Origin of the sequence: Streptomyces sp. NPDC057617, from assembly GCF_042800555.1 — a bacterium.
Lineage (GTDB): Bacteria > Actinomycetota > Actinomycetes > Streptomycetales > Streptomycetaceae > Streptomyces.
The window spans coordinates 105,474-129,322 of record NZ_JBHVGV010000018.1 but is presented as its reverse complement, the minus strand read 5'-3'; the positions used below and the strand labels follow the sequence as shown (position 1 = coordinate 129,322).

The 23,849-nt window shown below is 71.2% G+C and carries 27 protein-coding genes; 21 read left to right on the top strand and 6 right to left on the bottom strand.

The window, feature by feature from the left end:
- Positions 1–60: 60 nt before the first annotated feature.
- Together ACFU9P_RS32450 and ACFU9P_RS32445 are read left to right on the top strand one after the other, a co-directional pair.
- Positions 61–438, top strand: coding sequence for a hypothetical protein (locus ACFU9P_RS32450; RefSeq protein WP_376386636.1), 378 nt, complete (start codon positions 61–63; stop codon positions 436–438).
- Positions 439–594: 156 nt separating this feature from the next.
- Positions 595–1,707 carry an amidohydrolase gene (locus ACFU9P_RS32445; RefSeq protein WP_384087819.1) on the top strand — a complete coding sequence of 371 codons (1,113 nt, stop codon included), beginning with the start codon at positions 595–597 and terminating at the stop codon, positions 1,705–1,707.
- 29 nt (positions 1,708–1,736) lie between these two features.
- Here the strand turns inward: ACFU9P_RS32445 and ACFU9P_RS32440 are convergent, their stop codons facing one another.
- From ACFU9P_RS32440 to ACFU9P_RS32430, 3 genes are all read right to left on the bottom strand, one after another.
- Entirely contained in the window at positions 1,737–2,711 is a 975-nt protein-coding gene (locus ACFU9P_RS32440) for a heme A synthase (RefSeq protein ID WP_384087816.1), read from the bottom strand.
- 141 nt (positions 2,712–2,852) lie between these two features.
- Complete coding sequence (locus ACFU9P_RS32435) at positions 2,853–3,674, bottom strand: ABC transporter permease (protein ID WP_384087813.1); 822 nt, start codon at positions 3,672–3,674, stop codon at positions 2,853–2,855.
- Positions 3,671–4,648, bottom strand: coding sequence for an ABC transporter ATP-binding protein (locus tag ACFU9P_RS32430; RefSeq protein WP_376386629.1), 978 nt, complete (start codon positions 4,646–4,648; stop codon positions 3,671–3,673). Before ACFU9P_RS32430 ends, ACFU9P_RS32435 begins: the two co-directional genes overlap by 4 nt.
- Positions 4,649–4,896: 248 nt before the next feature.
- Here ACFU9P_RS32430 and ACFU9P_RS32425 point away from each other — a divergent pair, with 248 nt between their 5' ends.
- From ACFU9P_RS32425 to ACFU9P_RS32390, 8 genes are all read left to right on the top strand, one after another.
- The gene (locus ACFU9P_RS32425; RefSeq protein ID WP_376386627.1) at positions 4,897–5,682 is read left to right on the top strand and encodes a helix-turn-helix transcriptional regulator; all 786 of its coding nucleotides are present in this window, start codon (positions 4,897–4,899) and stop codon (positions 5,680–5,682) included.
- Positions 5,679–7,100 carry a Fe-S cluster assembly protein SufB gene (sufB, locus tag ACFU9P_RS32420; protein WP_376386625.1) on the top strand — a complete coding sequence of 474 codons (1,422 nt, stop codon included), beginning with the start codon at positions 5,679–5,681 and terminating at the stop codon, positions 7,098–7,100. Before ACFU9P_RS32425 ends, sufB begins: the two co-directional genes overlap by 4 nt.
- Before the next feature lie 126 nt (positions 7,101–7,226).
- Complete coding sequence (sufD, locus tag ACFU9P_RS32415; protein WP_376386623.1) at positions 7,227–8,405, top strand: Fe-S cluster assembly protein SufD; 1,179 nt, start codon at positions 7,227–7,229, stop codon at positions 8,403–8,405.
- Positions 8,405–8,722, top strand: coding sequence for a bifunctional 3-phenylpropionate/cinnamic acid dioxygenase ferredoxin subunit (locus tag ACFU9P_RS32410; RefSeq protein WP_046495659.1), 318 nt, complete (start codon positions 8,405–8,407; stop codon positions 8,720–8,722). The genes sufD and ACFU9P_RS32410 overlap by 1 nt, the downstream gene beginning before the upstream one ends.
- Before the next feature lie 7 nt (positions 8,723–8,729).
- The gene (sufC, locus tag ACFU9P_RS32405; protein ID WP_376386621.1) at positions 8,730–9,494 is read left to right on the top strand and encodes a Fe-S cluster assembly ATPase SufC; all 765 of its coding nucleotides are present in this window, start codon (positions 8,730–8,732) and stop codon (positions 9,492–9,494) included.
- Complete coding sequence (locus ACFU9P_RS32400) at positions 9,491–10,783, top strand: cysteine desulfurase (RefSeq protein ID WP_376386619.1); 1,293 nt, start codon at positions 9,491–9,493, stop codon at positions 10,781–10,783. The genes sufC and ACFU9P_RS32400 overlap by 4 nt, the downstream gene beginning before the upstream one ends.
- 52 nt (positions 10,784–10,835) lie before the next feature.
- Entirely contained in the window at positions 10,836–11,300 is a 465-nt protein-coding gene (gene sufU, locus ACFU9P_RS32395; RefSeq protein WP_376386617.1) for a Fe-S cluster assembly sulfur transfer protein SufU, read from the top strand.
- A complete protein-coding gene (locus ACFU9P_RS32390) occupies positions 11,297–11,635 on the top strand; it encodes a metal-sulfur cluster assembly factor (RefSeq protein WP_046495667.1) in 339 nt (112 codons plus the stop codon). Before sufU ends, ACFU9P_RS32390 begins: the two co-directional genes overlap by 4 nt.
- A gap of 99 nt (positions 11,636–11,734) precedes the next feature.
- Here the strand turns inward: ACFU9P_RS32390 and ACFU9P_RS32385 are convergent, their stop codons facing one another.
- Positions 11,735–12,880 (bottom strand): hypothetical protein, encoded by a 1,146-nt coding sequence (locus ACFU9P_RS32385; RefSeq protein ID WP_384087804.1) that lies wholly within the window; start codon positions 12,878–12,880, stop codon positions 11,735–11,737.
- Between the two features lie 168 nt (positions 12,881–13,048).
- On the opposite strand from ACFU9P_RS32385, the gene ACFU9P_RS32380 reads away from it, so the two are divergent.
- The 4 genes from ACFU9P_RS32380 (at position 13,049) to dapD (ending at position 15,400) form a co-directional block, all read left to right on the top strand.
- On the top strand, positions 13,049–13,369 hold the full coding sequence (locus ACFU9P_RS32380; RefSeq protein WP_384087801.1) for a DMT family transporter: 321 nt from the start codon (positions 13,049–13,051) through the stop codon (positions 13,367–13,369).
- Positions 13,369–13,905, top strand: coding sequence for a TetR/AcrR family transcriptional regulator (locus ACFU9P_RS32375; RefSeq protein ID WP_384087798.1), 537 nt, complete (start codon positions 13,369–13,371; stop codon positions 13,903–13,905). The genes ACFU9P_RS32380 and ACFU9P_RS32375 overlap by 1 nt, the downstream gene beginning before the upstream one ends.
- A gap of 83 nt (positions 13,906–13,988) precedes the next feature.
- Positions 13,989–14,207 (top strand): hypothetical protein, encoded by a 219-nt coding sequence (locus ACFU9P_RS32370; protein ID WP_376386607.1) that lies wholly within the window; start codon positions 13,989–13,991, stop codon positions 14,205–14,207.
- A 179-nt stretch (positions 14,208–14,386) separates the two neighbouring features.
- Positions 14,387–15,400 carry a 2,3,4,5-tetrahydropyridine-2,6-dicarboxylate N-succinyltransferase gene (dapD, locus tag ACFU9P_RS32365; RefSeq protein ID WP_384087794.1) on the top strand — a complete coding sequence of 338 codons (1,014 nt, stop codon included), beginning with the start codon at positions 14,387–14,389 and terminating at the stop codon, positions 15,398–15,400.
- A 55-nt stretch (positions 15,401–15,455) separates the two neighbouring features.
- Here dapD and dapA read toward each other — a convergent pair whose 3' ends face one another.
- Positions 15,456–16,370, bottom strand: a complete 915-nt coding sequence (gene dapA / locus ACFU9P_RS32360; protein WP_384087791.1) for a 4-hydroxy-tetrahydrodipicolinate synthase — start codon at positions 16,368–16,370, stop codon at positions 15,456–15,458.
- Between the two features lie 145 nt (positions 16,371–16,515).
- Here dapA and ACFU9P_RS32355 point away from each other — a divergent pair, with 145 nt between their 5' ends.
- The 5 genes from ACFU9P_RS32355 to ACFU9P_RS32335 all read left to right on the top strand — a co-directional run bounded on the left by ACFU9P_RS32355 (position 16,516) and on the right by ACFU9P_RS32335 (position 20,806).
- Entirely contained in the window at positions 16,516–17,211 is a 696-nt protein-coding gene (locus tag ACFU9P_RS32355; protein WP_384087789.1) for a DUF4232 domain-containing protein, read from the top strand.
- Between the two features lie 108 nt (positions 17,212–17,319).
- On the top strand, positions 17,320–17,499 hold the full coding sequence (locus ACFU9P_RS32350; RefSeq protein WP_376386637.1) for a hypothetical protein: 180 nt from the start codon (positions 17,320–17,322) through the stop codon (positions 17,497–17,499).
- A gap of 32 nt (positions 17,500–17,531) precedes the next feature.
- The gene (locus tag ACFU9P_RS32345; protein WP_384087786.1) at positions 17,532–18,179 is read left to right on the top strand and encodes an SMI1/KNR4 family protein; all 648 of its coding nucleotides are present in this window, start codon (positions 17,532–17,534) and stop codon (positions 18,177–18,179) included.
- Between the two features lie 132 nt (positions 18,180–18,311).
- Positions 18,312–19,016, top strand: a complete 705-nt coding sequence (locus ACFU9P_RS32340; RefSeq protein WP_384087783.1) for an antibiotic biosynthesis monooxygenase — start codon at positions 18,312–18,314, stop codon at positions 19,014–19,016.
- Positions 19,017–19,306: 290 nt separating this feature from the next.
- On the top strand, positions 19,307–20,806 hold the full coding sequence (locus ACFU9P_RS32335; RefSeq protein WP_384087780.1) for a hypothetical protein: 1,500 nt from the start codon (positions 19,307–19,309) through the stop codon (positions 20,804–20,806).
- Between the two features lie 330 nt (positions 20,807–21,136).
- Here ACFU9P_RS32335 and ACFU9P_RS32330 read toward each other — a convergent pair whose 3' ends face one another.
- Positions 21,137–21,901, bottom strand: a complete 765-nt coding sequence (locus ACFU9P_RS32330) for an SDR family NAD(P)-dependent oxidoreductase (protein ID WP_376386595.1) — start codon at positions 21,899–21,901, stop codon at positions 21,137–21,139.
- A 103-nt stretch (positions 21,902–22,004) separates the two neighbouring features.
- Here ACFU9P_RS32330 and ACFU9P_RS32325 point away from each other — a divergent pair, with 103 nt between their 5' ends.
- A complete protein-coding gene (locus ACFU9P_RS32325) occupies positions 22,005–23,423 on the top strand; it encodes an alkaline phosphatase PhoX (RefSeq protein WP_384087777.1) in 1,419 nt (472 codons plus the stop codon).
- Between the two features lie 97 nt (positions 23,424–23,520).
- A complete protein-coding gene (locus ACFU9P_RS32320) occupies positions 23,521–23,748 on the top strand; it encodes a hypothetical protein (protein ID WP_046495701.1) in 228 nt (75 codons plus the stop codon).
- Positions 23,749–23,849: the final 101 nt, after the last annotated feature.

The window sequence follows — 23,849 nt, the reverse complement described above, 5'->3', positions numbered from 1 at the left end:
GGCCAAGGCCACGCGGCCCGCCCGCCGCCGGTTGATCTACCCGTGGGTAGCATCGAATTCATGTCAGAGACCCAGCAGGTTGACCAGAGCGAGCCCGATCCCGCCGCCGGCGACGCGAGCGCGGCCGCGGCCCGGCGGGCGACGCGCGCCGAGCGCCGGGCCGCCCGGCTCGCCAAGCAGATCGGCGCCTTCGCCAAGCGGCACGGCGGCGCCGAGGGCCGGCTCGCCTATCTCGGGCAGGCGGGCACCCGGATCGTCCTCGTCGGCGAGGACGGCGGCTGGGGCGATCTCGTCGCCCCCACCTACGAGGTGGCGCGCGGCGCCGCCGAGAAGGCCGGACTCACTCTGCACGAGTCCTTCGACGGGGAGCTGGCGGCCAAGGTCCGCACCGGCCCGTACGAATGGAAGCGGATGGCCGGGATCCAGCTCGGCGGCTGATTCTTCCGCCGTTCCGGGCCGCGCGCCCACCGGCGGCGGCCGGGCCCGTACGGCTGACACGGCGGCCGGCACAGGGCCCGGACACGCCCTGGGCGCCACCCGATCGCGGTTCTCCCGTTAGTCCGGGTAGGAGTACGGTCCACGACGGGAATCCCGATGATCGAAACTGCGTCCCTGGTGGACCAGTACTGCCACGGTGTGCTCCGCAGAGAGCTGGGCCTCGGCACCTTCGAGGCCCAGCTCGGCAGGACGGCGGGGTCGCCCGCCGCGGGCACCACCTTCTTCGACACCCAGACCGGTTTCGCGGTACGCCGCTGGTGTCCGCCCGTACTCGGTCTCGAACCGCACTGCCCGCCGGCCCGGTATCTGGCCCGCCGCCGGGAGCTGGGCGTCGTGGAAGCGGGCCGGCTGCTGCTGCGCTCCACCGGGATCGCCACCTATCTGGTGGACACCGGGCTGCCCGGCGATCTGACCGGGCCCGCCGAGATCGCCTCGGCGGGGGCGGCCGAGGCCCGGGAGATCGTACGGCTCGAACCGCTCGCCGAGCGGGTCGCCGACGGAGCGGACGGGGTCGGCACCTTTCTCTCCGGTCTCGCCGAGTCCGTGCACACCGCCGCCGCCTCGGCCGTCGCCTTCAGCTCGGTCGCCGGGGTACGGCACGGTCTGGCGCTCGCCCCGGAGCCGCCCGGGCCGGGAGAGGTACGGAGTGCCGCGGACCGCTGGCTGGCCGGGCGGGCGGCCGGGGCGCCGCTCACCGATCCGGTACTGCTGAGGCACCTGCTGTGGACGGCCGTCGGCTCCGGGCTGCCGCTGCAACTGCACACGGGCGCCGCTGCCGGATACCCGCAGCCGGAGCGTACGGATCCGCTGCCGCTCACCGGTTTCGCGGCGGCCACGGCGGGGCTCGGCACCGATCTCGTTCTGCTGGGGGCCTATCCGTACCACCGGCACGCGGCCCAGCTCACCGGCGCCTTCCCGCATGTGTACGCCGATCTGGGGCCCGCCCTCGCGCACACCGGGGCCCGGGCCACCGCCGTACTCGCGGAGGTCCTGGAACTGGCGCCGTTCGGGAAGTTGCTGTTCTCCAGCGGCGCGCGCGGGCTGCCGGAGCTGCATGTGGTGGGGGCGCGGGTGTTCAGGGAGGCGCTGGCGCGGGTTCTGGGCGGCTGGGTGGCCGACGGGTCCTGGGCGCCCAGGGACGCGCAGCGGGTCGCGGGGATGATCGCGGCGGGCAACGCCCGGCGCCTCTACCGGCTGTTGGGCGACTGAAGCTGTCGGCTTTTACGGGATCCGTGGGCTCAGCTCGCGACGGCCGACAGCGGGGACTCCTGCTGCGCGGGGATTCCCGGCGTGGTCTGCGGGCGTTCGCGCAGGCTCATCGCCAGCCGTAGCACCGCGATCCACACCAGGCACGAGCCCAGCATGTGGGCGCCGACCAGGATTTCGGGTACGTCGGTGAAGAACTGCACATAGCCGATGGCGCCCTGACCGAGCAGGACCAGCAGCAGTTCCCTGGCGCGCGTCCGGGTGTCCGGCGGGGCGTCCACGACTCGCAGCACCAGCCACATCGCCACGGCCAGCGCGCAGACGACCCAGGCGAACACCGCGTGCACATGGGCGGCGGTGACCCAGTCGAACGGCATCCGCGGCACATCGCTGCTGTCGCCCGCGTGCCGTCCCGAGCCCGTCACGACCGTACCCGCCCCGATCAGGACCACCGCCGCGCCGGTCAGCGCCCAGGACAGCTTCCGCACCGGGCGCGGGACCCGCGGCCGGACCGCGCCGTCGCCCTCGCGGGTGCGCAGCCAGGTCAGGGTGGTGACGGTGAGCAGGGTGGTGGCGAGCAGGAAGTGGCCCGCCACGGTCCAGGGGTTGAGGCCCATCCACACCGTGACGCCGCCGAGCACGGCATTGCCCATCACGATCCAGAACTGGGACCAGGCGAGCCGGGTCAGCCCACGCCGCCGGGGCTCCGCGGAGCGCACCGCGATGATCGCCCAGCCGACCGCCGCGCACAGCACATAGGTCAGCATCCGGTTGCCGAACTCGATCGCCCCGTGGATCCCCTGCTCCGGGGTGGCGAAGAGGCTGTCGTCCGTGCACTTGGGCCAGGTGTCGCAGCCGAGGCCGGAGCCGGTCAGCCGGACCGCGCCGCCGGTGACGACGATCACCACGCTCATCACGACGGCGGTGAGCGCGGCGCGCTGGACCGTACGGGGTGACGGTGTCCAGCGCCGGGCGATATAGGCGAGGGGGGTCAGCACGGCAACCATCGTAGGCGGGAGCTTGTGCAGGTTTTCACGAGGGGTACGGGACGGGCGCTTCCGGCATCTTCACACCCGGCGCTCCACGCGTGCCCGCTGCCCTTCGCATGCCCGTCGCCCGACGTACACCCGGCGCTCCACGCCCGCCGCTCACTCCCAGCGGAAGAACGCGGCCGCCGCGCCGAGCCCCAGCGCGGCCCAGCCGGCCAGCACCCCGAGATCGCCCCATGGCATCCCGGCGCCCTGCTGGAGTACGTCCCGCAGGCCGTCGGAGAGCGCCGAGATCGGCAGCAGCCCCAGCGCCGAGCCCACCGCGTCCGGGAACTTGTCCAGCGGCACGATCACCCCGCCGCCCACCAGGAGCAGCAGGAAGACCAGATTGGCCGCGGCCAGGGTCGCCTCCGCCCGCAGCGTGCCCGCCATCAGCAGACCGAGCCCGGAGAAGGCCGCGGTGCCGAGGACGAGCAGCAGGGCGACGGCGAACGGGCTCCCGTGCGGGGACCAGCCCAGCGCGAGGGCGATCACCGTCAGCAGCGCGATCTGGAGCACCTCGGTGACCAGGACGGAGAGTGTCTTCGCGGTCATCAGGGCCCACCGGGGCAGCGGGGACACGGCGAGCCGCTTGAGCACTCCGTACCGCCGCTCGAAGCCGGTGGCGATGGCCTGTCCGGTGAACGCCGTGGACATCACGGCCAGGGCGAGCACGCCGGGGGCGAGGAAGTCCACCGGCTCGTCGGCGCCGGTGTCGACGATGTCGACGGTCGAGAACAGCGCAAGCAGCAGCGACGGGATGATCACGGTCAGCAGGAGCTGCTCGCCGTTGCGCAGCAGCAGCTTCGTCTCGAACGCCGTCTGCGCCGCGATCATGCGGAGCAGCGGTGCCGCGCCGGGCGCGGGAGCGTACGTACCGGCGCTTCCGACGGCGCCCGTCGTGCTGCTCGTACTCGTACCCGTAACGGCGTCGGCGGTCATGAACGCAGCTCCTTGCCGGTCAGTTCGAGGAAGACGTCCTCCAGGGTGTGCCGCTCCACGGAGATCCCGTCCGCCATCACACCGTGCTGCGCGCACCAGGAGGCGACCGTGGCCAGAAGCTGCGGGTCGACCGAGCCGCTGATCCGGTAAGCCCCCGGCGACAGCTCCGCCGCGGCGGTCCCGTCCGGCAGCGCCTTCAGCAGCGAACCGAGATCGAGCCCGGGGCGCCCGGTGAAGCGCAGGGTGTTCTCCGCACCGCCCCGGCACAGCTCCTCGGGGCTGCCGTGGGCGATCACCCGGCCCGCGTCGATGATCACCACGTCGTCGGCCAGTTCCTCGGCCTCGTCCATGAAGTGCGTGGTCAGTACGGCGGTGACGCCGTCGGCGCGCAGTTCGCCGAGCAGCTCCCAGGTGGAGCGGCGGGCCTGCGGATCGAGCCCGGCGGTCGGCTCGTCCAGGAAGACCAGTTCGGGCCGGCCGACCACGGCCAGGGCGAGCGCGAGCCGCTGCTGCTGGCCGCCGGAGAGCCGCCGGTAGGCCGTACGTCCGCAGTCGCCGAGGCCGAGGCGCTCGATCAGCGCGTCCACATCCAGTGGCCGTGCGTGCAGCCGGGCCATATGGCGGAGCATTTCCTCGGCGCGCGCCCCGGAGTACACACCGCCCGACTGGAGCATCACGCCGATGCGCGGACGGAGCCGGGCGGCATCGGCGACCGGGTCGAGACCGAGGACGCGTACGGTCCCGGAGTCGGCCCTGCGATAGCCCTCGCAGGTCTCGACGGTGGTGGTCTTGCCCGCTCCGTTGGGGCCGAGCACGGCGGTGACCGTACCGGCGCGTACCACCAGATCGAGACCGTCCACCGCGGCCCGGTCCCCGTACCGCTTGACCAGGCCGTGGACCTCGACGACGGGATCGCGGGTACCTGCTGCGGGCGCGCGGTCGGGCAGGGAGCCGCCCGGGAAGACGCTGTGCATGCCGGGCAGTCTAGGCAGCGCCGGTCGGACCCCGGCCCGCGGGGCCGAAAGGAACTGTCCGCAGGCCGGAAAAAGTGCCATGTTCCACGTCGGGACGCGCCCCTCGGCAGCCGGTCGCGAGCCGGAAGAAGCGCAGGCCGGAAGCGGTGGCGAGGAGCGTTGTTAGGTAACCCTTAGTGATGAAGCGCACCGGAGACCGCTGCGGACCGTGGTTGTCACGGCCGGACGAATTACGCAACAATGGCGTTGTGAAATACGTCGGCGAGGCTCCCCAGGAGGAACTCGCGACCGGTGAGCACCCCACTCGCAACCGGGTCGCGCGCTCCATCCTGGACCACGGCCCCTCCACGGTCTCCGAGCTGGCGGGGCGCCTCGGGCTCACCCAGGCCGCCGTCCGCCGCCATCTCGACGCGCTGGTCGCCGATTCCGTGGTGGAACCGCGCGAGCAGCGGGTCTACGGATCACGCGGACGCGGCAGGCCGGCCAAGGTGTTCGTCCTGACCGACTGCGGCCGGGACGCCTTCGACCAGTCGTACGACCAGCTCGCCGCCGACGCCATGCGCTGGATCGCCAGGACCGCGGGCGGCGGGGAGCGGGGCGAGGCGGCCGTCGCGGCCTTCGCCCGCGCCCGGCTCGCCGACCAGTCGGAGAGCTACCGCCGGGCGGTCGAGCAGGCCGAGCCCGGCAGACGCACCGAGGCCCTGGCCGAGGCGCTGAGTGCCGACGGGTACGCTGCTACGGCGCGTAGCGCGCCGAACCGGCAGGGCGAGCAGCTCTGCCAGCACCACTGCCCGGTCGCCCATGTCGCCGAGCAGTTCCCGCAGCTCTGCGAGGCGGAGACGGAGTCCTTCTCCGAGCTGCTCGGGACCCATGTGCAGCGACTGGCCACCATCGCCCACGGTGACGGCGTCTGTACGACGTTCATCCCCCGCGCCACCGCAACGGCGGAGACGACCGCGACCGCGGAGACCGCCGCCCCCGCAGAGACCACTGATCACGCTTCTGAAAGCACAGCCGGGAGGAACCCCGAATGACGCTCCCCACGGAGACTGCCCACCCCGAGCTGGAGGGTCTGGGTACGTACGAATTCGGCTGGGCCGACTCCGACGCCGCCGGCGCCGCGGCCAAGCGCGGACTCTCCGAGGATGTCGTCCGTGACATCTCGGAGAAGAAGAACGAGCCGGAGTGGATGCTGAAGCTGCGGCTCAAGGGTCTGCGCCTGTTCGACAAGAAGCCCATGCCGAGCTGGGGCTCGGACCTGTCGGGCATCGACTTCGACAACATCAAGTACTTCGTACGGTCCACCGAGAAGCAGGCCGCCTCCTGGGAGGAACTGCCCGAGGACATCAAGAACACGTACGACAAGCTCGGTATCCCGGAGGCGGAGAAGCAGCGCCTCGTCGCGGGTGTCGCCGCGCAGTACGAGTCCGAGGTCGTCTACCACCAGATCCGTGAGGACCTGGAGCAGCAGGGCGTCATCTTCCTGGACACCGACACCGCGCTCAAGGAGCACCCGGAGCTGTTCCAGGAGTACTTCGGCACGGTCATCCCGGTCGGCGACAACAAGTTCGCGTCGCTGAACACGGCCGTGTGGTCGGGCGGATCGTTCATCTATGTGCCGAAGGGCGTGCATGTCGACATCCCGCTCCAGGCCTACTTCCGTATCAACACGGAGAACATGGGCCAGTTCGAGCGGACGCTGATCATCGTCGACGAGGACGCGTACGTCCACTACGTCGAGGGCTGTACGGCCCCGATCTACTCCTCGGACTCGCTGCACAGCGCCGTGGTCGAGATCATCGTCAAGAAGGGCGGCCGCTGCCGCTACACGACCATCCAGAACTGGTCGAACAATGTGTACAACCTGGTCACCAAGCGGGCCGTCGCCTACGAGGGCGCGACCATGGAGTGGGTCGACGGGAACATCGGCTCCAAGGTGACCATGAAGTACCCGGCCGTCTACCTGATGGGCGAGCACGCCAAGGGCGAGACCCTGTCCATCGCCTTCGCGGGCGAGGGGCAGCACCAGGACGCCGGCGCCAAGATGGTCCACATGGCCCCCAACACCTCGTCGAACATCGTCTCCAAGTCGGTGGCGCGCGGTGGCGGGCGTACGTCGTACCGCGGTCTGATCGAGATCGGCGAGGGCGCCGCGGGCTCCAAGTCCAATGTGCTCTGCGACGCGCTGCTCACGGACACCGTCTCGCGCTCCGACACCTATCCGTACGTGGACGTCCGCGAGGACGACGTGTCCATGGGCCACGAGGCGACCGTCTCCAAGGTCTCCGAGGACCAGCTCTTCTACCTGATGAGCCGGGGTCTCTCCGAGTTCGAGGCGATGGCGATGATCGTGCGCGGCTTCGTCGAGCCGATCGCCAAGGAACTGCCCATGGAGTACGCGCTGGAGCTGAACCGGCTGATCGAGCTGCAGATGGAAGGCTCCGTCGGCTGACCACGGCCCCCGAAGGGCGGAGTCCGGCCCCGTATCACGGCTATCACGGCCGGCCGGACCTCCGCCCGACCCCAGCAGCGACCGTTTTTCCTTATGCAGAGGCAGAGAGAGAGCACGACGACAGCCATGGCTGAGGCTCAGAACATTCCGGCGGGTTCCACCACCGCCGGTTCGATCGCGGTGGCCGCCGAGTCGACCGTCGCCACGCGCATGAGCGCGCCCCCCTCCTACGACGTGGCGGACTTCCCCGTCCCGCACGGACGTGAGGAGGAGTGGCGGTTCACGCCGCTGGAGCGGCTGCGCGGGCTGCACGACGGCACGGCCGTCGCGGCGGACGGCGTCACGGTCGAGGTGACCGCCCCCGACGGCGTCGTCGTCGAGACCGTCGGCCGGGACGACGCGCGGATCGGCCGGGGCGGCACGCCGGTGGACCGGGTCGCCGCCCAGGCGTACTGCTCCTTCGAGAAGGCCTCGGTCGTCTCGGTGCCCAAGGAGACCGTACTGAGCGAGCCGGTCAGAATCTCCGTGCACGGCGAGGGCGGTACGGCCTACGGCCACCAGATCGTCGAACTGGGCGCCTTCGCCGAGGCGGTCGTCGTCATCGAGCACACCGGTGACGCCGTGCTCGCCGCCAATGTCGACTATCTCCTCGGGGACGGCGCCAAGCTGACCGTCGTGTCCCTCCAGGACTGGGACGAGAAGGCCGTCCATGTCGCCCAGCACAACGCGCTGGTCGGCCGGGACGCCTCCTTCAAGTCCGTCGTGGTCACCTTCGGCGGCGATCTCGTACGGCTCACGCCGCAGGTGCGGTACGCGGCCCCCGGCGGGGACGCCGAGCTGTTCGGTCTGTACTTCACCGACCGCGGCCAGCACCAGGAGCACCGCCTCTTCGTCGACCACAACGCTCCGCACTGCCGGTCCAATGCCGCGTACAAGGGCGCGCTCCAGGGCACCGACGCGCACGCCGTCTGGATCGGCGACGTACTGATCCGCGCGGCGGCCGAGGGCACCGACACGTACGAGATGAACCGCAACCTGGTCCTCACGGACGGCGCGCGGGTCGACTCGGTGCCGAACCTGGAGATCGAGACCGGAGAGATCGCCGGCGCCGGCCATGCCTCGGCCACCGGCCGCTTCGACGACGAGCAGCTTTTCTATCTGATGGCCCGCGGCATCCCGGAGACCGAGGCCCGCCGGCTGGTGGTCCGCGGCTTCTTCGCCGAGCTGGTCCAGAAGATCGGGCTGCCGGACCTCGAAGAGCGTCTGATGGCGAAGATCGAGGCGGAGCTGGAGGCATCAGTCTGATGGCCTTCGTCCGTGTCTGTGCGCTCGGTGAGCTGGAGGAGGACACCCCGAAGCGGGTGGAACTCGACGGCACGCCGGTCTCCGTCGTCCGCACCGGCGGCGAGGTGTTCGCGATCAACGACATCTGCTCGCACGCGAATGTCTCGCTCTCCGAGGGCGAGGTCGAGGACTGCATGATCGAATGCTGGCTGCACGGCTCCAGCTTCGACCTCCGTACCGGCAAGCCGTCCAGTCTGCCCGCGACGCGCCCCGTCCCCGTATACCCCGTAAAGATCGAAGGGGACGATGTGCTCGTCTCCGTCACCCAGGAGTCCTGAGTCACCCATGGCAACGCTTGAAATCCACGACCTGCACGTCTCCGTCGAGGCCGAGAACGGCCCCCGCGAGATCCTCAAGGGTGTCGACCTGACCGTGAAGCAGGGCGAGACGCACGCCATCATGGGCCCCAACGGCTCCGGCAAGTCGACCCTCGCGTACTCCCTCGCGGGCCACCCCAAGTACACGATCACCGGTGGCACCGTCACCCTCGACGGCGAGGACGTCCTCGGGATGACCGTCGACGAGCGCGCCCGCGCCGGGATCTTCCTCGCGATGCAGTACCCCGTCGAGGTCCCCGGTGTCTCCGTCTCCAACTTCCTGCGCACCTCCGCCACCGCCGTACGGGGCGAGGCCCCCAAGCTGCGTACGTGGGTCAAGGAGGTCAAGGAGACCATGGAGCGGCTCCAGATGGACCCGGCCTTCGCCGAGCGCAATCTGAACGAGGGCTTCTCCGGCGGCGAGAAGAAGCGCCACGAGATCCTCCAGCTCGAACTGCTCAAGCCCAGCATCGCGATCCTCGACGAGACCGACTCCGGCCTCGACGTCGACGCGCTGCGCGTTGTCTCCGAGGGCGTCAACCGCGTCCGCGGGACCGGCGCGGTCGGCACGCTGCTGATCACGCACTACACGCGGATTCTCCGCTACATCAAGCCCGACTTCGTCCATGTCTTCGCCCAGGGCCGCATTGCCGAGTCCGGTGGCGCGGAGCTGGCCGACAAGCTGGAGGAAGAGGGCTACGAGGCATATGTGAAGGGTGGCGTACCCGCGTGACAGAGCTGCCGGGCCTTCTCACAGCGTCGGACCACCGTGCGCCGGACCACCGTCTGCTGGACGAGGCGATCCGCAAGGATTTCCCGATCCTCGACCGGATGATCCACGACGGCAAGAAGCTCGTGTACCTGGACTCCGCGGCGACCTCGCAGAAGCCGCGCCAGGTGCTCGACGCGCTCAACGAGTACTACGAGCGGCACAACGCGAATGTCCACCGCGGCGTGTACACCATCGCCGAGGAGGCCACGGCGCTGTACGAGGGCGCGCGGGACAAGATCGCCGCCTTCATCAACGCTCCCAGCCGCGACGAGGTGATATTCACCAAGAACGCGTCGGAGTCGCTCAACCTCGTGGCCAATATGCTCGGCTGGGCCGATGAGCCCTACCGGGTCGACCACGACACCGAGATCGTCATCACGGAGATGGAGCACCACTCCAACATCGTGCCGTGGCAGCTTCTGTCGCAGCGTACGGGCGCGAAGCTGAAGTGGTTCGGCATCACCGACGACGGCCGGCTCGACCTGTCCAACATCGACGAGATCATCACCGAGAAGACGAAGATCGTCTCCTTTGTGCTGGTCTCCAACATCCTGGGCACCCAGAACCCGGTCGAGACGATCGTCCGCCGGGCCCAGGAGGTCGGTGCGCTGGTTTGCGTCGATGCCTCGCAGGCCGCCCCCCACCAGGTGCTGGACGTGCAGGCGCTCCAGGCCGACTTCGTGGCCTTCACCGGCCACAAGATGGCGGGACCGACGGGGATCGGGGTGCTCTGGGGCCGCCAGGAGCTGCTGGAGGACCTGCCTCCGTTCCTCGGCGGCGGCGAGATGATCGAGACCGTGTCGATGCACTCGTCGACCTATGCGCCGGCGCCGCACAAGTTCGAGGCGGGTACGCCCCCGATCGCGCAGGCCGTGGGCCTCGGCGCGGCCGTGGACTATCTCACCGCGATCGGGATGGACCGGATCGCCGAGCACGAGCACGCGATCACCGAGTACGCGGTGAAGCGCCTGCTGGAGGTCCCCGACCTGCGGATCATCGGACCGGCGACGGCCGAGGACCGCGGGGCCACGATCTCCTTCACGCTCGGCGACATCCACCCGCACGATGTGGGCCAGGTCCTCGACGAGCAGGGCATCGCCGTCCGGGTCGGCCACCACTGCGCCCGGCCGGTCTGCCTGCGGTACGGAATTCCCGCGACGACGCGAGCGTCTTTCTATCTGTACTCCACTCCGGCCGAGGTCGACGCCTTGGTCGAAGGCCTGGAGCACGTCCGTAACTTCTTCGGCTGAGGTTGAGAACGTCTTCGATCAAGGGACGAGGCGAGGACTTGAGAGGCTGTCCGTGAAGCTGGATTCGATGTACCAGGACGTCATCCTGGACCACTACAAGCACCCGCACGGGCGCGGTCTCCGGGACGGCGACGCCGAAGTGCACCACGTGAACCCGACCTGCGGTGACGAGATCACGCTGCGTGTGCGGTACGAAGGTTCGCGGATCGCGGATGTCTCGTACGAGGGGCAGGGCTGCTCCATCAGCCAGGCCAGCGCATCCGTACTGAACGACCTGCTGGTAGGCAAGGAGCTGGCCGAGGCGCGCAAGATCCAGGGCACCTTCCTGGAGCTGATGCACTCCAAGGGCCAGTTGGAGCCGGACGACGCGATGGAGGAGGTGCTGGAGGACGCGATCGCGTTCGCCGGCGTCTCCAAGTACCCCGCCCGTGTCAAGTGCGCTCTGCTGAGCTGGATGGCGTGGAAGGACGCGACGACCCAGGCCCTGGGCGACAGCGCGACGAAGGAGACGGCATGAGCGAGAACGAGACCCTGACGATCAAGCCGGCCTCGGAGGACGAGGTCCGGGAGGCGCTGTACGACGTCGTCGACCCCGAGCTGGGTATCGATGTCGTCAACCTCGGCCTGATCTACGGCATCCACATCGACGAGTCCAACAACGCGACCCTGGACATGACGCTGACGTCGGCGGCCTGTCCGCTGACCGATGTGATCGAGGACCAGGCGAAGGCGGCGACGGACGGCATCGTCAGCGAGCTGAAGATCAACTGGGTCTGGATGCCGCCGTGGGGCCCGGACAAGATCACCGACGACGGCCGCGAACAGCTTCGCGCCCTGGGCTTCAACGTCTGACCACGGACGCCCGGCTGCGCTGACGCTCCACGAGACCCCCGGCGGACGGCCGGGGGTCTCGGTGCGTCGGTGGCCGCGCGGTGACGTCGTACGGGGTGGTCAGGCGGGGGGTGTCGCCGCTGCGGAGGCGAGGGTGGGGGCCAGGTTCTCTGTGCGGATGCGCTGGTCGACGTAGAGGAGGCTGAGGACGAGCTGGGGGAAGGTCGTCGAGATGATCTGGCTGATGAACTGGCCGAGTGTCGCCAGGAGCAGATAGCCGGCGACGACGATCAGGACCTCCCCGGCGCCCGGGTCGGTGCCGGTGGTGGTGGGGTCGAGGGCGGCGGGGAACACGCCCAGGGCGTTCACCACTTGCTGGATGACCAGGGCCGTGACGCCCGCCATGACCGAGGCCAGCAGGGAGATGCCGAAGATCCGCCACCAGGCGGAGCGCACCAGTCCGGCCGAGCGGCGCAGGGCCGCGACCGGGCCATGGGATTCGATCACGGCAACTGCGGGGGCCAGGCTGAAGAGGACCCAGAGCCAGATCGCCAGGGGTGCACAGGCCAGCGCGCCCAGAAAGCCGAAGGGGATCAGCCAGGGGGCGGGGGCGTAGTCGCTCCATGTGGCCAACGAGGCCACCGCGGCGACGAAGGCGCCCAGGAACAGCACCAGGGGTACGAGAGCGATCAGCCAGCTCAGGGCAGCCGCGCCGAGCACCGCGGGGGCCCGGACCGCCGCCCGGCGCGCCGTCGCACCGAGCGTGATCGGGCGGCCGAGGACCGCGTTCTGGACTATCGCCGAGCAGGCCGCCAGGACCAGGACGTTGGAGGCCAGCAGCGTCAGCATGCCGAAGACCCAGACGCAGGCGAAGGCGATCAGCAGCGGACGTATGTCCTGCCAGGACGGTTCGATGTCGTACGCCGTCGTCGTGTCGATGACCCGGTGCAGCCGGTCGCCGACCATCCCGTACGCGACCGCCAGGGCCGCCGCGACCGCGACGAGGGCGGCGCCGTACACCAGGGCGGCCATGCCGAAGAGCGGCTTGGCGTAGCGGCCCATGGTGGTGAAGGCGCCGCCGAGTATGTCGCCGAGGCCGAGCGGCGCCAGGGGGATCACGCCGGGCCGGGGCGGCGGGGGAGGGGGCGTCCAGCCGCCCCAGCCGTAGGGGCCGCCGCCGTACGGGCCGCTCGGACCGCCGCCGTACGGGCCGTTCGGATCACCGCCGTAAGGGCCGCTTCCACCCTGTCCCATGCCCTGCGTCACGACACTCCCCCGTTCTCGCTCGCCCGTTCTCGCACGCCCGGATCCGGACGGCACACCGTAACCGTTCCACGTGGCCCTTCCGAGCCGGCCGGTGGAATGGCCGGTGGGAGGGCTGGCGGGAAGGGCTGGTGCGTACGGGTGTACGTATCGTTGTGTACACTCGTACGCATGGGATATGGACTGCTGGCCGCGGCGATCGCGGCGGAGGTGGCCGGGACGACGGCCATGAAGTACAGCGAGGGTTTCAGCCGGCTGTGGCCCTCGCTGATCACCGTGGTGGGGTACGTCATCGCCTTCGCGCTGCTCTCACAGACCCTCAAGACCCTCTCCGTGGGCACCGCCTACGCGATATGGTCCGGCGCCGGCACGGCGGCCATCGCCGTCATAGGCATGGTCTTCATGGGCGAGTCCACGAGCGCGCTCAAACTGGCCGGTATCGCCCTGGTGATCGCGGGGGTCCTTGTCCTCAACCTCGGAGGGGCCCACTGATGACGCGCCGGTACGACCCCGAGCGGCGCGGGCGCATCATCGACGCCGCGATCCGGGTGGTCGGGCGGAGCGGGATCGCCGGGCTGAGCCACCGTACGGTCGCCGCCGAGGCCGATGTGCCGCTGGGCTCGACCACGTATCACTTCACCTCGCTCGACGAACTGCTGGTCGCCGCGCTGCGCCAGGTCAACGAGACCTTCGCCGCCTATCTCCGGGAGAGCCGGGCCCTCGCGGATCCGGAGTGCGATGTTGCCGCCGAACTGGCCCGGCTCATGGGGGACTGGCTCGGCGGGGAGCGCACGGGTGTGGAGCTGGAGTACGAGCTGTATCTCGCGGCCCTGCGGCGGCCCGCGCTGCGGCCGGTCGCGGCGGAGTGGTGCGACGGGGTCGCCGAGGCGCTGGCCGGGCGGACCGACCCGGTCACGGTGCGGGCGCTGGTCGCGATGATGGACGGGCTCTGCTTGCAGGCGCTGCTCACGGGCAAGCCGTACGACGAGGAGTACGCACGGGAGATGCTGGCGCGGCTGATTCCCTGATCGGGACCGGACCGGGTGGCCGGGTGCGGGTCCGTCCCGTCCGGGGCGGGTGGCTCGCGCGGGTTCGGCGGTAGGTTGATCGGATGAGCCATTCCTCCCCGGGCCCCGAGATCACCCACGCGGAGTGCCGGCAGTGCGGAACCCTGATCGCCGGGCTCGACGGCCGCTACAGCTGCGGTGTCTGCGGCTGGGTCAACCACCACTCGGAGGGGCACCGGCCGCTGCCGCGCGCGGAGGACGACATCGACCACGCGGCGCGGGGCAGGGACGGCAACCGGCTGAGCGGAGCGGAGCCGAGCTGACCGGCGCCGCTGTCCGGGGCGTCCGGGTCCGGGCTGCTCAGCCTGCCCCGGGTCCGCGCCGCCTGGCCCGCTCCGGCGTCCGCCCGCCGCTTGAGACCACGCCCGACGCTTCGGGCCCCCCGCGCCCGGCACCTGAGACCGGTTCGCCCGCGCGCCGCCCGGAACGTTAAGTTCGGAGCATGACCGACACCGCTTCTGCTCCTGCTGCTTCCGCACGTCCTGCCCGTACCACCGGCGCCGTCGCCGCCGGGCTCGCCACCCTCGCCGGGGACGGCACCGTCCTGGACACCTGGTTCCCCGCTCCCGCGCTCGCCGCGGAGCCCGGACCGGCCGGCACCGAGCGGCTCACCGCCGAGCGCGCCGTGGAGCTGCTCGGGGCGGGCGCGGCCAAGGCCGTCGGGCCCGACGCGCGCCGCGGAGTCGAGGTCGTCGCCGTCCGTACGGTCATCACCTCGCTCGACGACAAGCCGCTGGACGCGCACGACGCGTATCTGCGGCTGCATCTGCTCAGCCACCGTCTGGTCCTGCCGCACGGTCAGAACCTCGACGGCCTCTTCGGGCTGCTCGCCAATGTCGCCTGGACCTCGCTCGGCCCGGTGGCGGTCGACACGCTGGAGACGGTACGGCTCAACGCGCGCGCCGAGGGCCTGCACCTCCAGGTGACCTCGGTCGACAAGTTCCCGCGGATGACCGATTACGTGGCGCCCAAGGGCGTCCGGATCGCCGACGCCGACCGGGTACGCCTCGGCGCGCATCTCGCCGAGGGCACGACCGTGATGCACGAGGGCTTCGTCAACTTCAACGCGGGCACCCTCGGCACCTCCATGGTCGAGGGCCGGATCTCCGCGGGTGTGGTCATCGGCGACGGCTCCGACATCGGCGGCGGCGCCTCCACGATGGGCACGCTGTCCGGCGGCGGCAAGGAGCGCATCGTGATCGGCGAGCGCTGCCTGATCGGCGCGGAGGCGGGCGTCGGGATCGCGCTGGGCGACGAGTGCGTCGTCGAGGCGGGGCTGTATGTCACGGCCGGTACGCGGGTCACCCTGCCGGACGGACAGGTCGTCAAGGCCCGTGAACTGTCCGGCGCAAGCAATATCCTCTTCCGCCGCAACTCGGTCACCGGCACCGTCGAGGCCCGTCCGAACAACGCGGTCTGGGGCGGCCTCAACGACGTGCTCCACAGCCACAACTGAGCACTCCCGCAGGGTACTCAGGGGGCCTGGGTGCCCTTCAGGGGCTCTGGTGCCTTCAACGGCTCGAAGCGGCCAGGAGTTCCCCGTACGCCTTCAGCAGCCCGTCGGCCGTCTCCCGGCCGGCGGGCCGCAGCGGTTCACGGACCGGTCCCGAGGGCAGGCCGAGCGCGCCGAGCAGCGCCTTCGCGGTGACCGTACCCGGCAGTCCTGCCGCCATCATGGCCGTGACCAGTGGAAGCGTGAGCTGGTTGAGGTGCCCTGACTCGGCGGGCGCCCCCGCGTCGTACGCGTCGAGGACCGCGCGCAGTTGGCGGGGCGCGGCATTGGCGACCGTACTGACAAAGCCGGCGCCGCCGACCGCGTACAGCGGGAGGTTCAGCTCCTCTGAGCCCGCGTAGTACGCCAGTGAGGTGCGGGCGATGACCGTGGAGCTGCCGAGCAGGTCGTACGCGCAGTCCTTCACGGCGACGATGCGAGGATGCCCGGCGAGGCGGAGCATGGTCGCGGTCTCGATACGGACTCCGGTGCGCGCCGGGATGTCGTACAGCATGAGCGGGAGCCCGGAGGCGTCGGCGACGCGCAGGAAGTGCGCCTCGATGTCCTGCTGCGGCGGGCGGCTGTAGTACGGCGCCACCACCAGGAGGCCGTCGGCGCCCGCCTGTTCGGCCGCGTGCGCCAGGTCGATCGTGTGCCGGGTGTCGGCGCTGCCGACGCCCGCGAGGACATGGGCCCGCTCGCCGACCTCCTCGCGGACGGCCCGTACCAGCGCGGTCTTCTCTTCGTCCGTGGTGGTGGGGGACTCGCCGGTGGTGCCGTTCAGAACCAGCCCGTCGCAGCCCTCGGCCACGAGATGACCGGCGAGCTTGCGGGCGCCGGCCAGATCCAGCTCTCCGGTGGCGGTGAAGGGCGTGACCATCGCGCAGAGGGCGCGGCCGAAGGGGCGTGGTGCGCCGGTGCGGGGAGTGCTCATACGGGCAGTGTCCGTCCAGCGGACTGTGAAGGTCTACTTAGTTCTGCTTGGAGTGGGAGTGAAGCAGAGCTGAATGCAGGGGATGGCAGGGCGTCTGGCATGATCGGCGGCGGCGTGCAAATGGCGCCGGACGGGGGAGGTTCGTATGGCCGGTTCGGCTCGTATGGAATGGGTACGCGGTCCGGTCGGCGCGGCGGTGGCCGTGCTGGCGGTGACGGCGGGGGCGGCCGGCTGTGCCGACATCCGGAACGAGATCGACGCCGAGCGCGGCGTACGCCCGCGGGTGCTGTCCTCACCGGCTCCGACGCCGTCGTACAGCGCTTCCTCGGCCCCTGCCCCCGCTTCCTCGGCTCCTGCCGCCCATGTGGAGGGTGGCCCCGCGCCCTGGGCGGACCAGGGTCCTGGGCCCTGTCTCGCTTCCGGAGTCTCCTTCAGCCATGGTCCTGTGAACGCCGCCCTGGGCGAGCGCGTCGTGGACATCACGCTGACGAACTGCGGAAACAAGCCATACCGCGTCCACGGCTACCCGGAGATCGCCGCCCTGGACGGGGCGCGCGAGCCGATGGCGCTGAAGGTGATCCATGGCGGCGCGTACACCGACGCGTCGCGGGTCCAGGGCCCGACGGAACTGACGCTGTCGCCCGGCGAATCGGCGCTGTCGGTCCTGCACTGGGACAGCCGGATCACCGGCACCGTGACCCCTCCCGAGGGCGCCTATGTGGTGGTCGCGGCGGCGAAGGGCGGGGAGCGGAGCACGCTGCGCATGCCGCTCGACATCGGCACGTCGGGCGAACTGGATGTGACGGCCTGGGCCACCGGACCGGCCGCGGAGCCGTCCTGAGTGGTCGGACTCTGCCATTGGCAGTAGTCCGCCGTCCGTCATTCGGCGCTCGTATATCGGCATCGAACAGTGATCGGCCGCCCGTTCGGAATGCGGCAGGATGCTCCCATGATGCGTACTCTGCGCCGACCACTGGCGCGGCTCTTACCGCCGCCGGGCCCTGCCCTCGCGGCCGCGGGCCGCAGGACCGAACAGGCGCACCCGGGGACCCCGGCCGAGCGGGGCGATCTGCCTCCGGTGGGCGACGGGGCCCACAACACCAGCGTGCCGGAGGGGGCTTCGGGGTAACAGGGGCCGGACTGTCAGTGGGTGCTGGTCCAATGGAGGACATGGAGGGCATGGAGAGCATGGAGAACGAAAACGCCCACCGGGGCGAATCAGGCGCGCGCGATCCGGGCGCGGGCGGCATGAGCGCGGGCGACCGGAGCGAACTCGACGTGCTGCGCGCGGCGTTCCCGCCGGAGCACTGCCTGCCGCCGCTGGGGTGGGACGCGGTGCGCGCCTTCGAGCGCGAGCAGGGGATCGTGCTGCCCGAGCCGTACCGCACGCTGGTCGCCGAGATCTGCGACGGGTGCAGCGAGGGGCCGGCCGACGAGGACGGGCTGATACCCGTGGCGGCGCTGCCCGCCGACTGGGGCTGCGCGCAGCAGCAGCGGGTGCTCTCGGAGCCCTTCCCGCTCACCGAGGCCTGGGTCTGGGAGGACGACCCGCGGCCGTACGAGGAGATCGAGCCGCTCATCGACGAGGTCTCCAACCACGGGAGCGTGGTGCTGGGCACGGACGGCTGCGGCATGTACTGGCATCTCGTCGTGACCGGACCGCAGCGGGGGCGGATCTGGAACATCAGCGATGTGGGGGCGGCGCCGTTCGGGGCGGCGTTCGGACACCCCACCGCGGGGGACGGGTTCACCGGCTGGGTGGCGCACTGGGCCACGACCAGGCGGCCCTGGTTCGACGTCGTGGTCTGAGGGAGCCCGCGCTCCGGGTGCAGCGGCTTCGGGGGCAGTGATGGGAGGCGTTTCTTGACCTCAACCGCAGTTCATCTTTGAGCATGGTGGTGAGGGCGCACCGCGGGGGTGCGCCATCGAGGAGGTATCACCATGTCCGTGCGGTCCGGCACCCTGCCCGAGATCACCCGTCCCGGAGTGGGTGTCGTCATGGTCAGCCGCTGGCGCGTCGGCACCCCCGAGCGGCAGCGGGCGACGGTCGAGGCCATCGGCCACGCCTGGCGGAGCCGGGAGTGGCCGGACACCGGCCTTCTCTCGTACTCCGTCCTCACCGGCAACGACGGGAACACGCTGCTCCACTACTCGCAGTGGAGCGGAGTGGAGGCGCACGCGGAGTTCGCCCGTACCTTCCGTGACGAGCGGAACGCGGAGATCGACGCGGCCGTGCCCGGTATCGAGCGCGTCGGGCTGCGCCCGTACGAGCTGTACCGCAGCGCGGACCCGGCCGAGGGCGACAGCCGGGTGCCCGGCTGTGTGGTGATCGTGGAGGTGGAGTTCGAAGGACCCGGCGCCGAGCGGCAGAAGGCCTGGGTCGACGCCGTCTTCGAGGCCCTGGCGAGCGACCCGGTCCCGGCCCCCGGTGCGATCTCGGCGGGCTTCCATGCCAGCACGGACGGCACCGGGGTCCTCAACTACGCGCAATGGGTGACCGAACAGGCGCACATCGACGCGCTGGCCGCGCCGGGGGACGGGATCGGCTCGGCCACCGAGCAGTGGCGCCGGGTGCAGAATTACCCGGGCCTGACGGCCAGCTCGGTGACGCGGTACACGCCCGCGCTGAGTCTGAGCGCCGGGTGAGAGCGGCGGCCCGGCCGTATGTGGGGTACGGCCGGACCGCCGCGGTTCCCGGGGGCGGTACGGGGGCGCCCGAGGGCCCCCGGTCCGGCTCCCGGCCCGGTTGCCGGGCAACTCGGGGAAGTGGCGTACACGAGCTGTTCTACGCGCGTAATCTCCTTGCTGGGCAGGCCAGTTGTCAAGGGTGCCCGGCCCCGGCCCCCCTGTCGGGTACATGAACCGGGTGGGATGGGTCCAAATGCGTCTACGCTGGGGGCCGCCGTGAATCCGCATGCTGCGAGGAGAACCACCAGATGACCGGAGACCGCCCCACCGTCCCCCCGGTACGGCTTCCCTCGGACGCGGAACTGGCGCGGGAGGCGCTTTCCGCGCCCCTGCTCGCCCGCGCGGTACGGCTCGCCCGCTGGGCCGGACCCGGGACGCGTGTGGGAGCGGGGGGCGAACTGGTAGACGAGCAGCTCCCCGAGGCGGCGGAGGCGCTCGGTCTGTCCGAGGCGGAGGGCGAGGCGTACGCGAGCGAGGCGTGGCGGGTCGCGGTCGACACGGGTCTTGTGGCGGTCGAGGACGGTGACGACGGCGAGGGCGGCGCGCCGGACGAGGACGGCGACGACACCACCGCGGCGCGCGTCACCGCGGGCGACCAGCTCGGGCTGGTCACCTCCGGCTCCCCGCAGGACGTCCTCTCGCTCTGGCTGGACGCCCTGGACGTCGTGTTCGCGGACGCGACCGCGCCCGTCCTGGACGACCTGGCCGCGGCGATCGGCGAGGACGGCGAGATCGACTTCGAATCGCTCGACTGGGACCCGGAGTCGGAGGCGGAGTTCCTGGAGGGCGTGCTCGGCAACCTCTATCTGCTGACCGTCGCGGACGGCGGGGGTCTCGGGGCCGCGGGCGGCGCGTCAGGGCCCGGGCCCGTGCCGCTGCCGGTGCTCGCCGCGTCGATGATCGTCCCCGACGACATGGGCGAGCCCACCGACGACATCCTGGAGCAGGTCTCCGAGGCGATGATGCGGCTGGACGACCAGTTCCGGCTGCTGGAGCCGGTTGGGCTCGTCTCGTACGTACCGGTGGACGAGGCGCTGATGGAGGAGGACGCGGGCGGCGCGGAGGCCTCGCTGCCGGTCGACGACGAGGATGTCGCGCGGTACGGGATGGTCCGGCTGACGCCGCTCGGGCTCTACGGGATCAGGTCCCGGATGCTGGAGGCGGGCGTCGACGCGCCCGCGGTCGGCGATCTCGCGGACAAGGACGCGCATGCGCTGCTGGACGGGGTCGCGCGGTTCCCCGAGCTGTCCGCGCGCGCGGAGACGGAACAGTGGCTGGCCCGGCGCGCGCCGGCCGACGCGGCGGAGGAACTCCTGGCCGCCGCGCGCGGCACCGACCCCGGCGCGCCGCTGCGCCGCCTCCACTGCCAGCAGGCGCTCTCCCTGGTCGGCGCGGAGGCGGAACCGGCGGTACGGGGCGTCCTCGCCGACGCGGAACTGGGCGGCCTGGCGCGGGTCTGGCTCGCGGAACTGGGCGCGCGGGACGTGCCGCCGCCGCCCGAGCCGATGATCTTCTGGCTCGCCATCGACACGATTGCCGCGCAGCTCGACGCGGAGGGCGAACCGGAAGAGCTCCAGGAACTGGTCGAGGGCCTCGTGGGCCGCCACAGCGGCTTCTTCGACGCGGCGTGGCAGGTGGAGCATCCGGCGACGGCGGAGGTGCTGGAGGCGATGGGAAGGCTGCACCGGGACCGGGCGGTGTCGAAGGACGCGAGGAAGGCGGCGTTCAAGGCGAGGTCGCGCGCGTAGCGCCTCCCGGCGGGGGGCCGTGGTGCGGGGTGCGCCTGCGGCGCGGGGCCGGTATCGCACCCGGCTCCGGGGCGCGGCGTGGGTGGTGCCGGGTGCCGAGGCCTCCGGAGACGCATGTCCGGACAGCATGATTTACGGCGCCCTTGGGCGGTCGCAGGATGCGGGCGGCCTGGCGCCACAAATCACGCTCTAGCGTCCGGCCACGCACCTCCTCCGACCCCGCCCCCCTCCCGCCGCATGCCCAGTGCCGGGTCGCATATCCAGCCCGTCCGGCGATTGAGGACGGAACCGCCCGCCCCGGTGCCGGGTGCCCCGAATCCCCAGGGCCGCTCACCGCAGGTGTGACGCTCCGTTGAGGTCGAGGGTGGTGCCTGACGCCCATTCCGCTTCCGGTGATGCCAGCCACCGCACCGCCTCCGCCACCTCCTCCGCCGTGGCCACCCGGCCGAACGGGCTCTGTGCGCGGATGGATTCGCCCTCCGGGCCCGTCAGGCGGTGTGCCACGCGTTCCGTTTCGAAGAAGCCCGGGGCGACGGACGCGACGGCGATGCCGTACGGGGCGAGGGAGACCGCCAGGGACTGGGCCAGGGCGTGGACGGCCGCCTTGGTCGCTCCGTACGCCGGGTAGTCCGGTTCACCGCGGAACGCGCCGCGGGAGCCGATGTTGATGATCCGGCCGCCCGTGCCCCGGTCGATCATCGCGCGGGCAGCGCGGTGGCTGAGCAGGGCCGTGGCCAGGACGTTGACGGAGAGGTGGCGCTGCCAGGCCTCGGTCCACTCCTCGTACGACGTCGACGGCAGCGGATGGGGCTCGTTCACCGCCGCGTTGTTGACCAGGATGTCTATCCCGCCGAGCGCCTCCGCCGCCTCGTCCACGACGCGCGCCGCCTCCGCCGGGACGGACAGGTCGCCGCCGAGCAGCGTATGGCCCGTACCGGACAGGGAGTCCAGGGTGGCGCGGGCATCGTCGGCGCGCGAGGCGTAGTGGACGGCGACCCGGTCGCCGTTCGCGGCGAAGACCCTCGCGACCGCGCGGCCAAGACCGCGCGACGCGCCGCTGACAAGGACCCGGCGGCCGGTGGTTGGCAGGTTCATGGAAGCTGGCCTCTCGATGTCGACCGGTGTTCAACCGGCGTTTGTCCGTGGACGGAAGCGTCTGGAGCGTATCCCTCCGTCTTGTGCCCTCCAGGAGATCGCGATGTCGCTGACCCGCAGGGAATTCACCGGAAGAACCGCACTCACCGGGGCGGGTTTCGCCCTGACCGGCGCCGCGGGCGCGCTCGCCACCGCGCCCGGCGCGCTTGCCGCGGAAGACGCCCCCGAGATCGCCGGCCGCCCGGAGCAGGAGCCCGGGTACGGGCCGCTGCGCCCCGACCCGCGCGGCATGCTCGCGCTGCCCGCCGGCTTCTCGTACCGGATCATCACGCACAGCGGTGTCACCAAGCTGGAGACCGGCGAGGACACCCCCTCCAACCACGACGGCACCGCCACCTTCGAGGGGCCGCGCGGGGTCACCCTGCTCGTCAACAACCATGAACTGGACGGCCCGAGGGACGAGGTCGAGTACCCGGTGCCGCTCACCGAGGGCCTGGTCTACGACCCCGCCGCGCCCGGTGGCTGCACCGTCGTCGAGACGCACCGCGACGGCCGCACCGCCGAGTGGGTCGGTATCTCCGGTACGGCCAACAACTGCGCCGGCGGACGCACCCCCTGGGGCACCTGGCTCACCTGCGAGGAGAACTCCGACCGCGCGGGCCAGAACGGGATGACCAAGGACCACGGCTATGTCTTCGAGGTCGACCCGTACGACCGCCGGGCCAACCGGAACCCCAAGCCCATCAAGGCCTTCGGCCGCTACGACCACGAAGCCGTCGTCATCGATCCCCGTACCGGCTACGCGTATCTGACCGAGGACGCCGACGAGCCCAACGGACTCTTCTACCGCTGGGTCCCGCCGCACGGCTTCAAGCACGGCCGGGGCCAGCTCCGCCAGCTCGCCGACGACGCGGGCGTCCTCCAGGCGCCGCGCTGCTTCGACGCGGGCGGCCGGTTCGTCGACGACCTGTCGCGCGCCACCAAGATCGGCGTCGTGTACGGCGTGGACTGGGTGGACGTACCGGACCGGGACGCCAGGACGGTCGACGTACGCCAGCAGTTCGAGGGCGAGGACGTCACCCGGGCCAGGAAGCTGGAGGGCATGTGGTGGGCGGACGGCGGCGCGTACATCGTCTCCTCGTACGCCCGTGATGAGAGCCCCGGCAGGCCGCACGACGGGCAGGTGTGGTTCTACCACCCCCGGCGCCGCACCCTGACGCTCAAGGTGCTGCTGGGCGTCAACGCCGAGCCCGACAAGGACGGCGCCTTCGACGGCCCGGACAACATCACCGTCTCGCCGTACGGCGGTCTGGTCATCGCGGAGGACGGCGAGGGGATCCAGCACCTCTTCGGCGCGACGGAGCGCGGCCGTACGTACCCCATCGCCCGCAACGACTTCAACGACAGCGAGTTCACGGGTGTCGTGTTCTCGCCCGACGGCCGCACCCTGTTCGCCAATATCCAGGAGCCGGGCATCATGCTCGCCATCACCGGCCCCTGGCGCCGGACGCCCCGGCACTGAGTGAGCGTCTCGGACGGGTCCCGGAAGGGGTGATCCGGCGGCCCGTCGGCTGCCGGGCATGGCGCGTCGGGGCTCATTGGGCGCATACTCCAAGGTAATGACAAAGTCAGCCGGATCCCGGCGCCACCTGCCGTCCAGTCCCTTCAACCGCCAGGCCCCGGCCTCTCCCCCGCCCGAGCAGTTCGATGTGGGAGACCGTGTCTCACACGATCAGTTCGGCCTGGGCAGAGTCATCGGAGTCGAGGGCGACCACGCCGTGCTCATCGATTTCTCGGGGCGACAGGGGAGGATCCTCAGCCCCTTCGCCAAGCTGACCAAGCTCTGAGCCGCACCCCGAACGCCGTGCCCCCTCGGGGGGGTGGGGGGTGGAGGGGGACCCTCGGGACGAGGGGGGGAAGGGGGGGGGGCGTGTGGGGGGGGTGGAGA